The organism is Williamsia soli, assembly GCF_017377795.1.
GTDB lineage: Bacteria > Actinomycetota > Actinomycetes > Mycobacteriales > Mycobacteriaceae > Williamsia > Williamsia soli.
In genome coordinates this window covers 528,498-542,993 of record NZ_JAFRDR010000002.1, presented here as the reverse complement: position 1 = coordinate 542,993, position 14,496 = coordinate 528,498, and the positions used below count along the sequence as shown (strand labels likewise).

Below are 14,496 nucleotides of genomic sequence, written 5' to 3'. Positions count from 1 at the left end.
ACCCACGTAGCTATACGGCACGGCAGGCCCTATTGTTTGCCTGGTGTCAAAGGTGTCCAAGGCCTCTACGGCGACAAAACGACTGCTTCTCGGCAGGCCGTTCCGAAGTGACACCCTCGGTCATACGTTGCTGCCGAAGAGGATCGCGCTCCCGGTGTTCGCCTCGGATGCGATGTCATCAGTCGCCTACGCCCCCCAGGAGATCTTCCTCGTCCTGTCGGTGGCCGGATTGTCCGCTTACACCTATACGCCCTGGATCGGTCTCGCCGTCGCGCTGGTGATGGTGGTCGTGGTGGCCAGCTATCGACAGAACGTGCACGCCTACCCCTCCGGCGGTGGCGACTACGAAGTTGCCACCACCAACCTCGGGCCGACAGCCGGACTGACGGTGGGAAGCGCGCTGCTCGTCGATTACGTGCTGACCGTGGCGGTGTCGATCGCGTCTGCGGCGGAGAACATCGGTTCGGCTGTGCCGTTCGTGCAAACCCACAAGGTGCTCTTCTGCGTTTTCGCCATCGTCCTGCTCACCGCGATCAACCTGCGTGGACTACGCGAATCGGGGACCGCGTTCGCCATTCCCACCTACGCCTTCATCGTCGGCATGGTCGTGATGCTGGCCTGGGGGTTTCTCCGGGTCTATGTCTTCGGCGACGACATCCACTCGGAGACGGCGGGTTATGAGATCAAGGCGGAGCAGGACCACCTGATCGGGATCGCCTTCGTGTTCCTGATCGCGCGGGCCTTCTCGTCCGGTTGCGCCGCGCTGACCGGGGTCGAGGCGATCAGCAACGGAGTGCCCGCATTCCAGAAGCCCAAGTCCCGTAATGCCGCGACGACGCTGTTGCTGCTGGGCTCGATCTCAATTGTCCTCTTGATGGGGATCATCCTCCTGGCCAAGGAAATCGGCGTGAAATACGTCTCGAACCCAGCCAAGGATCTACTCGGCGCGCCGGAGGGATACGAGCAGAAGTCGCTGATCGCACAGATTGCCCACGCGGTGTTCGGCGGATTCACGCCCGGCTTCTACTTCGTGACCGTGGTCACCGCACTGATCCTCGTTCTGGCCGCGAACACCGCTTTCAACGGATTCCCGGTGCTGGGTTCGGTGCTGGCCCAAGATCGTTACCTGCCGAGACAATTGCACACCCGCGGTGACCGCTTGGCCTTCTCGAACGGGATTCTGTTCTTGGCGGCCGCGGCAATCGCGTTCATCGTGGCCTTCGGTGCCGAGGTCACTGCTCTGATCCAGCTCTACATCGTCGGGGTCTTCGTGTCGTTCACCCTGAGCCAGATCGGGATGGTGAAGCACTGGACGAGGCATCTGAAGACCGAGCGCGATCCGAGCGCGCGAGCGCGAATGATCCGATCCCGCATCATCAACACCATCGGCCTGCTGATGACCGGGTCGGTGTTGATCATCGTCCTGATCACGAAGTTCCTGGCGGGGGCGTGGATCGCGATAGTCGCGATGGTCGCCATCTTCGGCATGATGAAACTCATTCACCGCCACTACGCGTCGGTGCAGGCAGAGCTGGACAATTCCGACTACGAGGCCGTACTTCCGAGTCGTACCCATTCGATCGTGCTGGTCTCGACCCTGCATCTGCCGAGTCGGCGTGCGCTCGCCTTCGCCCGTGCGACGCGTCCCGACACGCTCGAAGCGGTGACGGTGAACGTCGACGACCGCGACACCCGGAAGCTCGTGGCGCAATGGGAAGACAGTGACATCACAGTGCCGCTGAAGGTGATCGCATCGCCATACCGAGAGGTCACCCGACCGGTCATCGATTACGTCCGCCGATTACGACGCGAGTCGCCGCGTGATGTGGTCACGGTGTTCATCCCGGAATACGTGGTGGGGCACTGGTGGGAGCAGATCCTGCACAACCAATCCGCGTTGCGACTCAAGGGTCGATTGTTGTTCGAACCAGGGGTGATGGTGACGTCCGTCCCGTGGCAGCTGAGTTCGTCTGATCGACGCAAACGCGACCGCGCTTACATTGCCCCGGGAGACACCCGCCGTGGTGTGGGAACGCTGCCCGGCGAACGAAATGATCCGCAGTGACCGGCATACCGGAATCCCGTCCGCGAACGAACGAAAACAGCTGGTTCGGTAGCGAATTCGAGCTCGCCACCGAACGGCTCGGGCACGGTGGCGTATGCGTCGGACGCCATGACGGCAGAGTGGTGTTCGTCCGCCATGCCCTACCGGGTGAGCGGCTGAGGGTGCGCGTGTCGGAGGATCGGGGCAAGGGGTTCGTCCGCGCCGAGATCACCGAGATCGTCGAGGCGTCGGAACATCGCATCGACGCGGCCTGTCCGGCTGGCGCGCCCGGTGGCGGCGCCGGGTGCTGCGATCTTTCTCACACAACGGGAGCTCACGCGCGCGAGCTGAAGGCGGGGGTGCTCGGAGAATTGCTGAGTCGGATGGGTGGGGTGCGGTGGGATGGCGAGATGCTCTCGCTCGACGCCGCCGCAGGGGATCAGCCCGAGACAGGGTGGCGAGTCCGTGAACGGCTGATCGTCGACAGCGCCGGTGTCGCGGGAATGCATGCTCATCAATCACACTCGGTGATCCGCCGGCTCGATTGCGCGCAACCCATTCCGGGTCTGCTCGACGGCATCGACCTCCTCGAAGATCTGCAACCCGGGGCCGACCTGGTGGTCACCGCGGGGGACGACGGGGTTCGGCACATCGCCTCGATCGCCGGCCTCACCCCGGCCGGCGATGTGCGCAGGGCACGTCGCACCCGAACACCTTCCGGGGGCAGGCGCAAGGTTCAGCGCGACCGCGCCCAGCGTTCAGCCGCTCGAGACGAGTCGATACTCGAGGGTGGACCCACCGTGCGGCGCACTGTCGCCGGACGGAGCTGGGACCTGCCCATCACCGGCTTCTGGCAGGCCCACCGTCATGCCGCCGCCGGGTACAGCACTGCGGTTCGAACCCTGCTGCGAGACGCGGGGTTACCGCGATCGGTGGTCGTGTGGGACTTGTACGGTGGCGCGGGAGTTCTGGCCGGTGCCGTGATCGACGAGAACGACCAGGCGCGAGGAACCGCTCGGGTCCACATCGTCGAGGCGGACGCCGCAGCGGTCGCCGCGGCGCAGGAAACGTTCGCCGATGATCACCGGGTGCAGGTGCACCGCGGCAACGTGGCAACCTCGCTCGCCACTCTGCCCACGCCGGACGTGGTGATCCTCGACCCACCGCGAGCAGGCGCCGGTCGCGCGGTCGTCGAGCAGGTGGTCGCCGCAGCCCCGTCCTACGTCGTAGCGGTCGGGTGCGATCCCGCGACGTTCGCACGTGACCTGGGCGACTACATGCGTGGGGGGTACGAGGTGGTCACACTTCTCGGTTTCGACGCGTTCCCGCTGACCCACCACCTGGAGGCGATCGCACTGCTGCGCCCGTCCTCCGCTCCGGCCACGGGTCCGTAGACTGGGTAGCCACGCATCCGCCGCAGCCCGGCGGGTGCACCGCGGCAGCCCGGTGGTTCGTCCGCCACGCCGCCCACCTGAGAGGACATCAGAGAGATGAGCGTGCTGGATTCGGTCGATTCGCCATCCGACCTGCGCGAGTTGACCCTCCCACAGACGCACGAGCTGGCCCAGGAAATCCGCGATTTCCTGATCGCCAAGGTCTCGGCGACGGGCGGGCATCTCGGACCCAATCTCGGCGTGGTCGAGCTGACCCTCGCCCTGCATCGGGTCTTCGACTCGCCGAACGACGCCCTTCTCTTCGACACAGGTCACCAGTGTTACGTGCACAAGATCGTCACCGGCCGTAAAGGTGGATTCGACACCCTTCGCCAACGGGACGGACTGACCGGGTATCAGGAACGCGCAGAAAGTGAGCACGACTGGATCGAGTCGTCGCACGCCTCGGCAGCACTGTCGTATGCGGATGGGCTGGCCAAGGCCTTCGAGCTGGCGGGCGAGGCCCGGCACGTGGTCCCGGTTGTCGGCGACGGCGCCCTGACCGGTGGTATGTGCTGGGAAGCGCTCAACAACATCGCGGGCGGCGACCGACCGATGGTCATAGTCGTCAACGACAACGGGCGGTCCTACGCGCCGACCATCGGTGGCTTCGCCCGTCATCTCTCGGGTCTGCGCCTGCAACCGGGGTACGAGCGCGTACTCGATGAAGGTCGGCGTGCCGTGCTCAAGGTCCCACTCTTCGGTGCGTTGGCGTATTCGGCGTTACACGGGCTCAAGACCGGTCTCAAAGACGCGATCGCCCCGCAGGCGATGTTCACAGACCTCGGAATCAAGTACGTCGGCCCGGTCGACGGGCACGATCAGGAGGCGCTCGAGAGTGCGCTGCGCCGCGCGAAGTCTTTTGGCGGGCCGGTGATCGTGCACACCGTCACCCGTAAGGGCATGGGTTACCACCACGCCGAGAACGACGTGGCCGACCAGATGCATTCCACCGGCATCATCGATCCGGCAACCGGGAAGTCGACCAGTGTGCCCGCACCCGACTGGACCTCGGTCTTCTCGGCGGCTCTGATCGAGGCCGGCAGTCGCCGCAAGGACGTTGTCGCGATCACCGCCGCGATGCCGGGTCCCACCGGTCTCGCGCCGTTCGGCGAACGTTTTCCGGATCGCATGTTCGATGTCGGGATCGCCGAACAGCACGCCCTCACCTCGGCTGCCGGACTGGCTCTCGGTGGACTGCACCCGGTGGTGGCCGTGTACTCCACATTCTTGAACCGCGCATTCGATCAACTCCTGATGGACGTCGCATTGCTCGGGCAGCCGGTCACACTGGTCCTCGACCGCGCCGGTGTCACCGGTCCTGATGGCCCCAGCCACAACGGCATGTGGGATTTGTCGCTCATGGCCATCGTGCCGGGGATGCGCGTCGCAGCGCCACGGGATTCGGTGCGGTTGCGGGAGGAGTTGGCAGAAGCCCTCGACATCAACGACGGACCGACTGCGCTTCGCTTCCCGAAGGGCGCGGTGCCCGAAGACATCCGGGCCATCGAACGGCTCGACGACGGCACAGATGTTCTCGCCACACCGTCTCGCGGCGACGACTCCGATGTGCTCATCGTCGCCGTCGGTCCGTTCGCCTCGCTCGCCCTCGACACCGCCGCTCGCCTTGCCCAGCAGGGGATCGGGGCCACGGTGATCGACCCACGATGGGTCTTGCCGGTGCCGGAATCATTGGTCGAACTGGCCGCTGCCCACCGCCTGGTGGTCACCGTGGAAGACGGCGGAGTCCACGGCGGTGTGGGTTCGTCGGTGTCGGAGAAACTGCGCAGTGCCGGGGTCTCCACACCGGTCCGCGACGTGGGCATAGCGCAAGAGTTCCTGGCACCCGCCTCGCGCAATCAGATACTCGACCATCTCGGTCTCACCGCCCAGGACGTCGCTCGTGCGATCACGGCCATGGTGTCGGGGATGCAGCCACCGCTGTCGACATCGGACGAGAACGAACTAGACCGTGGGGATCAAAATCCGAGGCAGGCCTCGGATCAGCAGGCCCTTCCCGAGTAAGGCGTCGCGAACTCCCCTATTCGGACGGCGTCGGCGTCGGCGCCGCCAGTGCGTCGGCGATCACCGGTGAGGTCAGTTCGATCTGCCACGGACGTGCGCCGCCGGCCGTGAGTCGGGCGGCGACGGCCTCCGGCGTGGCCGATGGCACGTCGTCCCAGCACAGTTGGCGGACCAGTTCGGGCTGCAGCAGGTTCTCCACAGGTGTGTTCACCTGGTCGGCCAGCGCTGTCAACGCCGCTCGCACGGCGGTCAGCCGGGCAGCGGCCTCGGGTGACTTGGCTTCCCACCGATTGACCTGGGGCAGTCCGGTACTCGGGGGTCGCCGGGGTGGCAGTTCGGAGTCGGGCAATCGTCGCGCCGCCTCGAGTGCGGACATCCACCGACCGGCCTGCCGTCGTTGGCGTGGGCCGCCGAAGACGGGCAGTTTGTACAACTCGTCCAGCGTTGTGGGATCGGCGACCGCAGCGGCGACGATCGCCGAGTCCGGCAGGATTCGGCCTGGCGCGACGTCGCGTCGACGTGCCACATCCTCGCGCGCAGTCCACAATTGCTGCACGGCGGCCAAGGTTCGGGGGGACTTGATCGTGTGGATCTTCGACACCCGCCGCCACCGATCCGGCCGCGGCGCAGGCTCGGGCCTGGCCAACACTGCGGCGAACTCCTCCGCCGCCCATGTCTCTTTTCCCGCCTCGACCAGAGCGGCTTGCACCGCGTCACGGAGTTCGATGAGGACCTCGACGTCGAGCGCCGCGTAGTTCAACCAGTCGGCCGGTAGCGGACGTCGCGACCAGTCCGCGGCACCGTGACCTTTGACGAGGCCGAGCCCGAGGAAATGCTCCACCATGGCAGCGAGATTCACCTTGGGGATCCCGAGCAACCTGCCCGCCAGTTCGGTGTCATAGAGCGCAGCGCAATGGAAGTTCAGCTCGCGCAGGCACGGCAAGTCCTGGTCCGCGGCGTGCAGAATCCATTCGGGGCCGTCGAGGGCTGCTGCAATCGGTCCGAGCGCGTCGGGATGGTCGATCGGATCGATGAGCAGCGAGCCGCTACCGGCGCGCCGGATCTGGATGAGATAGGCCCGTCCGGAATACCGGAAGCCTGACGCCCGCTCGGTGTCGAGTGCGATCGGTCCGGTGCCGGCAGCCAGCAATCGTCCTGCCTCGGCGAACTCGTCCGGCGTGGTCAGTACCGGTGGAACTCCGTCGGCGGGTTCGGTCAATGGTGTCGGTGGGGGACCTCCGTCCACCGCAGGCGGATCTGCAGCCACGGGGGCGGCCTCGACCTCGGAATCCGGTGCCGGTTCGGCTGATTCGGTCATGCGGCTGAGTTCACGCTTCGGCGAACCCGAGCCGCGTGACCCCGGACGGGGGCAGGCCCGCAGCCAGCGAGAGTACTTCGCAGAAGGCCTCCACATGGCCATTCAACTCATCGGTGGTGGCTGTCCACGAAGCCCTCAATTCGAGTTGATGCGCGCGCGGGGGTCCGGAGATGTCGCCATATCTGACCGATGTCGTCGACGTGATGGTGCCTCCGAGGGCGGTGATCTCCACGTGCTCGGACTTCTCGAGGGATTCGGTCAACCAGCTCCAGGCCACCTCGGGCAGCAGCGGGTCGGCGGCCAATACGGCCTCGACCTCGGCCTGGATGAAGGCCACCAGGCGCATGGTCCCGTTCCAGGCCTCATGACCGTCGGGGTCGTAGAGCAGGATGAGACGGCCGAAGGCGGTGCCGTCGGAATCCGTGGCCACCTCGTCGCCTTCGGCCTGGGTCACCTCGGCGCCGACAGCGTAGCTGTACGGCGCCAGGCGCTGCGGGGGACGAATGCTGCCGAGCTCGATCTCAGACCGGACCTTGGCCGCGTGCATCGATTCGATGGCGCTGCGGAAGACCGCAGGCTCGGTCGACGCTCCGGAAGTGGTCACAGTTCGACCGTAGGGCCCCGCCACGCCGACGCTGTGGAGGCGCGCCGTGACCGACTTACGGTCGCCGCAGGCGGTGGGCCGTGGAGGTCGCGGGCGTGCTCATGGCAGCATGTCGGGTGATGACTCAACAACATGCCCGCGCCCTCTCGCCGCTGGTCGCGGCCGCCCGCGGGCAGCGCCCCGACCGTCGCCCCGTGTGGTTCATGCGGCAGGCGGGCCGCTCGTTGCCGGAATACCGTGAGATCCGCGTGGGACGCGGCATGCTCGAGTCGTGCTTCGATCCCGAACTCGTCTGCGAGATCACGCTTCAGCCGGTCCGCAGACACGGCGTCGACGCCGCGATCCTCTTCTCCGACATCGTCGTCCCGCTCAAGGCTGCGGGTGTCGACCTGGACATCGTGTCGGGTGTCGGCCCGGTGATCGCCGAGCCCATCCGAACCAGAGAAGACATCCGTAGGCTCCCGCTGCTCACCCCGGAAGCCGTGGGCGCGGTGTCGCGAGCCGTGACACTGCTCAAGGCCGAGCTCGGGGACACGGCGCTGATCGGCTTCGCAGGCGCGCCGTTCACCCTGGCGTCGTACCTCGTGGAGGGCGGCCCGAGCCGCAACTACGAGAACACCAAAGCGCTGATGTACTCCGATCCCGCCGTATGGCATGAGCTGGTCGGCAAGCTCGCCGACATCACGATCGCGTTCCTGAAGGTGCAGCTCGATGCCGGTGTCGATGCGTTTCAGCTGTTCGATTCCTGGGCAGGCGCCCTATCCGTTGCCGACTACACCACGTTCGCGCGACCTCACTCGGCTCGGGTCTTCGCGGAACTGGCGGCGTACGACGTTCCCCGCATCCATTTCGGCGTCGGAACGGGGGAGTTGCTTCACGACATGGGCACCGCCGGCGCCGACGTGGTCGGTGTCGACTGGCGCATCCCGCTCGACGAGGCCGCCCGCCGGGTCGGGCCCGGCAAGGCCCTTCAAGGGAATCTGGATCCGGCCACCCTCTTCGCGCCATGGGAGGTGGTCGAGCGTGAGGTTCGCCGGATCGCCGCCGAAGCCGACCAGGCCCTCGACGCCGGTGCGATCGGGCACATCTTCAACCTCGGCCACGGCGTCTTGCCCGCGACGGATCCGACGGTGCTGACCAGGGTGGTGGAGTTGGTGCACTCCCTGTGAACCCGCGGGTTGCGGTGCTGGGCGGCGGGATCTCCGGTCTCGTCGCCGCGTACCGACTTCGTCGACTGCTCGGCGACTCCGTGGGCATCGAGTTGTTCGAGAAGTCCGAACGTGTGGGCGGAACCCTGCACTCGGTCGAGGTCGGCGGAATCCGTGTCGACGTCGGGGCCGAAGCATTCCTGGTACGACGCCCCGAGGCCACCGCGCTGGTCGGTGAACTCGGATTGACCGACCTGCTCGTCCATCCGGGGACGCTGGGTCCGAACATCTTGTCGGGGGCGAGTCTGCATCCGGTGGCGCGGCCGACCCTGATGGGCATACCCGGTCACCCGGACACCGTCGCCCACCTCGCCGAGGCCGACGACCTGCGTCTGATGGCACGCGAACCTGCCCGTGCGCTGGCATGGAGGCCCGGGCAGGACATCTCGATAGGCGAACTCGTCGGCGACCGCTTCGGGCGGTCGGTGGTCGAACGTAGCGTCGATCCGATGCTGTCGGGCGTGTACTCGGCACGTTCCGACGATCTGGGGCTGCGGGCGGTGATGCCGGGTGTGGCAGCGCACCTCGATGCGGGCGCGCCGAATCTGACCGCGGCCGTCACCGCGATGCTGGGGGCCGCGACGGGATCAGGCCCGGTGTTCGGTGCGTTGCTCGGTGGATACCCGGTGCTGGTGGACGAACTCCTCCGGCAGAGCGCGCCGACGGTTCACGGAGGTACCTCGGTGGGGGAGGTCCGTCGATCGGGCCACGGTTGGTCGGTCGATGGCACAACCTTCGACGGCGTGGTGTGCGCGCTGCCGGCGCCGGTGACCGCAGAGATCTTCGCCTCGGTGGACGAGATCGCCGATCCGCTGGCCGGGATCGACGTCTCAGGTTCTGCGGTGGTCGCGATGGCGCTGGACAGCGGCGTCGAGCTACCTCAACTGTCGGGTGTCCTCGTGGCCGGAGACGAAACCGTGGTTCGCGCAAAAGCTTTCACGTTCAGTACCCGCAAGTGGCCTCACCTCGTCGGCGACGGCGCGGTCGTCCGGGCATCGTTCGGCCGATATGGTGCGAGCGTGAGTGGCATCGATGACCGGCAATTGATCGATTGGGCCACAGCCGATCTGAGTACCGTGATGGTGCTGGCGGGGCAAGATCAGCCGCCTGTCCGGGTCCGAGACGCCGTGGTCCAACGCTGGCCCGGGGGTATCCCGCGCTACGCCCCCGGACATGCCGGCCTCGTTTCCACCGTCGATCGGAACCGGCCCGCTGGGCTCGTGCTGGCCGGCGCCACCTACAGCGGCGTAGGGGTTCCTGCCTGCATCGGGCGTGCAGATGCCGTGGCGCGTCTGCTCGCCGGTGATCTCTCGAGCTGACATCGCGCCTCCGCGGGTGCCGACCTCAGCGGAGGCCGGACACCTCACGGTGGCAGTATGAAAAGCATGACCCGTCTGGATTACGCAGAACTCAACGCCACCGTCCGCTACCTGATGTTCTCCGTGTTCTCGGTTCGCCCAGGGGAACTGGGCGACGACCGATCGGCCGCCGTCGCCGATGCGAAGGAGTTCTTCGACTCTCTCGCAGACAAAGGTGTGGTGGTCCGCGGGATCTATGACGTCTCAGGCCTGCGCGCCGACGCCGATTTCATGATCTGGTGGCACTCCGAAGAAGTCGAGCAGATCCAGGCCGCATACGCCGATTTCCGCCGCACCACGGTCTTGGGCAAGGTGAGCACCGCAGTCTGGAGCAATGTGGCGCTCCACCGGCCCGCTGAGTTCAACAAGAGTCATATCCCGGCGTTCCTCGCAGGTGAAGAGGCGGGGAAGTATATCTGTGTGTACCCGTTCGTGCGGTCCTACGAGTGGTACCTGCTACCCGATGCCGAGCGCCGCCAGATGCTCGCAGACCACGGCAAGCAGGCCCGCGGTTACAAGGATGTGCGCGCCAACACCGTCTCGTCGTTCGCGTTGGGTGACTACGAGTGGTTGTTGGCGTTCGAAGCTCCCGAACTGCACCGGATCGTCGACCTGATGCGCGACCTGCGAGCCACCGAGGCCCGGATGCACGTGCGCGAGGAGACCCCGTTCTTCACCGGACCCCGTGTCGAGATCGACCAGCTGCTCGCCGCTTTGCCCTGAGCTAGACCCCAGCCGGTGCTGCCGGCCGGGTGGATCCGCCACTGACGTCGATCTGCTCGGTTTTACGCAGGTCGAGGTAGCGGAACAGCAACACACAGAACACCGAGATCATCAACAGCGACCAGCCCCAGGTGACCTTGTTGTATTCCACGGCCCGGCCGAAGGCTTCCCACCGGTCGGAGTAGAACGCGTCGAAGGTGAAGCACCCGTACACCCCCAACCACGCCGGCCAGTTGCGCATCGTCGATCCTCGGAGCAGCACGGTCATGAGCAGTGGGAACAACAGCATCGAGTAGTAGCCCTGGCCCAGAGAGCCGACCAGCCACGAGGTGCACAACAGAACCCCTGACGAGGTGGTGAGCCACAGCAATTCGTCGGTCTTCCGGTAGTGGCGGTACAGGAACCAGAGGCTGAACGCGGCCATCAGGACGAATGCGATCCGCAACAGCACCACCAGCCATGTCTGCACGCCGAAGTAGGCGCCGTTGCCGACGATCGAGCTGTTGTAGTAATCCCGGGCCTCGAACAGGTAGGGCGCGGTGCGTTTGATGAACGATCCGGGATCGGCCGACAACGGCCAGGCCATCGCCGTCAGCAAGATCGGGACGCCGATGGCTCCGACGAACACTTTCCACTGACGATTGAGCAGTGGTAGCAGGAGCAGGACTGCCAGCACCGGTTTGACGGCGAATGTGATGCCCAGTGGGACACCGGCCCACAGGTCTTTACGCTTGAGTGCCAGCATCATGAATGCCAGTTCGCCCAGCAGCACAAACGAATTGAAGTTGACGAAGATCAGGGTGTGAGCAACGGTCTCCGACAGGAAGAAGACGAAGAGCACGACGGGCATCACCGGGGACCGCAGAGAGAACCCGAACATGCGGGTGACCAGATAAGCGCACACAACCAGGACCACGACCGAGGCGAAGATGAACAGCCAGCGCGCGCGCTCGGGGTCGAGGTACCCCAGGGGAGCCATCAACATCGTGCCCGACGGCGGGTAGAGGTAATGCGGATCGACCGTGTTGTAGTTCTCGGTGTACACCGGTTCGCTGCGAAGGAATGCGAGCGCCGCGCGGTACACCGGCGAGAAGTCGTCGGTGCGATCTCCGTTCACCCCGAGGATCACCGAGCGCTGGAACACCATCAAGATCGCGACCGGCCAGAGCACCAGGGACACGATTCGGCCGATATCCACCTGCGGGAACAGGACACGGTCGGCAACGGACAGTCGCGTTGGGTTCACTGGTTCGGGCGGGATGGTGTCATTGTTCGGCACTGCCGAACCGTACTACGGCCGGGCGGGTCGTCGACGTCCGACACCACGAGATCCGGACACCGAGCAGTCGGTCAGGCCGGGCACGCACCCTGAGCCGGTGGCTCCGCCGAGCGGCTGTAGGCGATGGCGGCTTCGCCCGCACAGTCCGAGTGCGCCAGGACCGAGTAACCCAGGCCCTCCCAGGTGAGTGTCGAGAAGGTGGCGCCTGCGCCGATCAGGGCGCCGTTGATGCCGTCGGTGGCGACAGGTCCGTTGATCGGGTCGCCGGCGCCACGAAACATCAACACCGGAACCGGGAGCTCGCCCAGGGTCGGAGGCTGGTCTCCGGACGGGAAACCGTTGCATCGCAACAGCCCGAGCGCCGAGGTGGAGCCTGTCAGCGGATACTGCTTGCTCCATTCGTCGAGCAGGCCCGAGATCTGGTTCTGGCCGACCGGTTCGGTGGTGTCGTTGCACCTCGACAGCAGCTGCCCGTCGCTGCCGCGCAGTTCACGAGCCTGTGTGATCGCGGCGCGCAGTGGGTCCACGACGCCGGCGTCGGCGGACGCGAGCAGGTCTGAGGCAGCGGTGATGACGGCCGTCCTGTCGCCGGGTGTTACGGCGATCGTGGTGGTGAGGGCCAACAGGATGTCAGTATCTGACAGACCGTCGACACCGCCGGCCCGAGCGCGTTCGAGGAGGCCGGCGATGGCTGCGGCGGGATCGGCGCCCAGGGAGCAACTCAACGCCCGACACTGGTCTGCGAAAGTCCGCAGTGCGGCGTTGGTGCCATCCGCTGTCTGTTGCGCAGTGACCTGAGCGTTCACCCGGTAGGGGGCAGGGGTGTCGAGGATCAGGCGGCCGAGATGGTCGGTGTACAGCCCCGCGTATGCCAGCGCGACTCCCGCGCCTTCACCGACACCGATGATCGCGATGTGGTCGACGCCCCAGATCTCGCGCAGGGCCTCGATGTCTGCAGCAGCGTTGTCGGCGGTGAACTGCACCTGGTGTGGGCTGAGTGTCTCGGTGCAACCGTCGGACGCCGACGTACCGGCGGCGGCGAGTCGTCGCTCGCGCGCCGGGTTGTCGGTAGAGGTTGTGCTGAAGCCGTTTGCCAGCAACGTGCTTCGTTCCAGGTTGGTCATGCAGTCCAGCGGGGTTGATTCCCCGGTTCCGCGGCGGTCGATCGCAACCACGGGGTGCGCATCGAGCACGTTGGCGCCGCCGCCTTGTGCCATGGACACCAGCGTTCTCGCAGAGGCGATGTCGGTGCCCGAGGTCAGGATGAGTGGAGCGGCATCAGGGGGCGTGTTGGCGGTCCTCGCGCGCATCACCGAGACGGTCACGGTGTCGATGCTCTGTGTCCCGGGCGTCACCGAGGTGTCGAATGTCGCACAGTCAACGGTGGTGCCTGCGGGCAGAGCCGCGGTCCCGAACCGCTGCCGGGTCTCGTCGGCGCAGTCGGACCAATCCAGGTCGCTGGTCGGTGCGGCAAGATTCGGTGGCGGCGGTGCGGTGGACGGTGCAGGACCGCCGCCTGTGCCCTCGTCGATCACGAGATCGGGTCCTGGGTCCGGCCCCGCCGAGCAGCCGGTGACGACAGCGAGGGCCACGAGCAGAGCGACGGACGCACGGTGGGCCGAGGCGGGGGATCGGCGAGTGGGTACCGGCGACCGATGTCCGAAGGGCACGGAAAAGTGTCGATTCATACCGGCGATGGGCATACCGGCGAGGGTACTGGCGGATCGCTTCAGTGCTGCTCGCGCACCCACCGCACGTACAGGTAATCCTCATCGTCGCCGAGGACGTGCATGCGTCTCATAGGGCGGGTAGTGCCATCACCCGTGGTGATGTGTTTGCCTGCGCCGGCGGTCAGCAACGGACTCACGGTGACGCACAGTTCGTCGAGGAGGCCGGCCGCGACCAGCGAACCCAGCAGGGACGGGCCGCCCTCGCAGAGCACCCGCCAGGCACCGATGTCTGCGAGATGCCGGGTCACCGCGGCAGGGTCGACACGCTCGTCGCCACAGTCGATGAGTTGTGCGCCGGCGTCGATCAGCCGCGACCTGGCATCGGCGGGCGCACGTGAGCAGGTTGCGACAACCGTCCCGGGATCGGTGAGGAGCGGGTCTTCGGTGGGGATGGCCAGAGAACTGCTGAGCAACACCAGCTTCGCCGTCGGCGCCTGCCCCGATCGCAGTCGCAGGTCTGCAAGCCCCGCGTGAGGTTGAACCGGGCCGTATCCCTCGGCGAATGCCGTCCGGGCACCGACGACGACGGCGTCGGACAATGCTCGGAGCACCATGAACAACTGCTTGTCGCCCGGGCCGCCGAGGCCACCTGACCGGCCGTCGACGGTGGCCACCCCGTCGATCGAACCGACCATGTTCGCACGCAGGACGACACCGGTCGGGGGGCGCGACGGGTATGCGTAGAACTCCGCCAGGTCCGTGTCGGTCATAGGCATCGAGGCGTCGCCGGCTGTGAGCTGGGTCGCTTTATCCAGTGGGTGCACAGAGTCATTC

Annotated in this window: 11 protein-coding genes; 6 read left to right on the top strand and 5 right to left on the bottom strand. The window is 66.3% G+C overall.

The window, feature by feature from the left end; genetic code table 11:
- Positions 1-43: 43 nt before the first annotated feature.
- The 3 genes from J3S28_RS07090 to dxs all read left to right on the top strand — a co-directional run bounded on the left by J3S28_RS07090 (position 44) and on the right by dxs (position 5,502).
- Positions 44-2,065, top strand: a complete 2,022-nt coding sequence (locus tag J3S28_RS07090) for an APC family permease (RefSeq protein ID WP_207839161.1) — start codon at positions 44-46, stop codon at positions 2,063-2,065.
- Positions 2,062-3,438, top strand: coding sequence for a class I SAM-dependent RNA methyltransferase (locus tag J3S28_RS28710; protein WP_307796916.1), 1,377 nt, complete (start codon positions 2,062-2,064; stop codon positions 3,436-3,438). Before J3S28_RS07090 ends, J3S28_RS28710 begins: the two co-directional genes overlap by 4 nt.
- A gap of 96 nt (positions 3,439-3,534) precedes the next feature.
- On the top strand, positions 3,535-5,502 hold the full coding sequence (gene dxs / locus J3S28_RS07080; protein WP_207839159.1) for a 1-deoxy-D-xylulose-5-phosphate synthase: 1,968 nt from the start codon (positions 3,535-3,537) through the stop codon (positions 5,500-5,502).
- Positions 5,503-5,518: 16 nt separating this feature from the next.
- On the opposite strand, the gene J3S28_RS07075 is transcribed toward dxs, so the two are convergent.
- Together J3S28_RS07075 and J3S28_RS07070 are read right to left on the bottom strand one after the other, a co-directional pair.
- The gene (locus tag J3S28_RS07075) at positions 5,519-6,820 is read right to left on the bottom strand and encodes a ribonuclease D (RefSeq protein WP_207839157.1); all 1,302 of its coding nucleotides are present in this window, start codon (positions 6,818-6,820) and stop codon (positions 5,519-5,521) included.
- 10 nt (positions 6,821-6,830) lie between these two features.
- The gene (locus J3S28_RS07070) at positions 6,831-7,424 is read right to left on the bottom strand and encodes a DUF3000 domain-containing protein (protein WP_207839155.1); all 594 of its coding nucleotides are present in this window, start codon (positions 7,422-7,424) and stop codon (positions 6,831-6,833) included.
- A 119-nt stretch (positions 7,425-7,543) separates the two neighbouring features.
- On the opposite strand from J3S28_RS07070, the gene hemE reads away from it, so the two are divergent.
- The 3 genes from hemE (at position 7,544) to hemQ (ending at position 10,713) form a co-directional block, all read left to right on the top strand.
- The gene (gene hemE / locus J3S28_RS07065) at positions 7,544-8,593 is read left to right on the top strand and encodes a uroporphyrinogen decarboxylase (RefSeq protein WP_207839152.1); all 1,050 of its coding nucleotides are present in this window, start codon (positions 7,544-7,546) and stop codon (positions 8,591-8,593) included.
- The gene (locus tag J3S28_RS07060) at positions 8,590-9,951 is read left to right on the top strand and encodes an FAD-dependent oxidoreductase (protein WP_207839150.1); all 1,362 of its coding nucleotides are present in this window, start codon (positions 8,590-8,592) and stop codon (positions 9,949-9,951) included. Before hemE ends, J3S28_RS07060 begins: the two co-directional genes overlap by 4 nt.
- A 66-nt stretch (positions 9,952-10,017) precedes the next feature.
- Positions 10,018-10,713, top strand: coding sequence for a hydrogen peroxide-dependent heme synthase (gene hemQ, locus J3S28_RS07055; protein WP_207839148.1), 696 nt, complete (start codon positions 10,018-10,020; stop codon positions 10,711-10,713).
- Between the two features lies 1 nt (position 10,714).
- Here hemQ and J3S28_RS07050 read toward each other — a convergent pair whose 3' ends face one another.
- The 3 genes from J3S28_RS07050 to J3S28_RS07040 form a co-directional block, all read right to left on the bottom strand.
- Positions 10,715-11,944: a glycosyltransferase family 87 protein gene (locus J3S28_RS07050; protein ID WP_207839558.1), complete on the bottom strand. Its 1,230-nt coding sequence runs from the start codon at positions 11,942-11,944 to the stop codon at positions 10,715-10,717.
- A 119-nt stretch (positions 11,945-12,063) separates the two neighbouring features.
- On the bottom strand, positions 12,064-13,695 hold the full coding sequence (locus tag J3S28_RS07045) for an alpha/beta hydrolase (protein WP_237341140.1): 1,632 nt from the start codon (positions 13,693-13,695) through the stop codon (positions 12,064-12,066).
- Between the two features lie 26 nt (positions 13,696-13,721).
- Complete coding sequence (locus J3S28_RS07040; protein WP_207839146.1) at positions 13,722-14,486, bottom strand: dihydrofolate reductase family protein; 765 nt, start codon at positions 14,484-14,486, stop codon at positions 13,722-13,724.
- Positions 14,487-14,496: the final 10 nt, after the last annotated feature.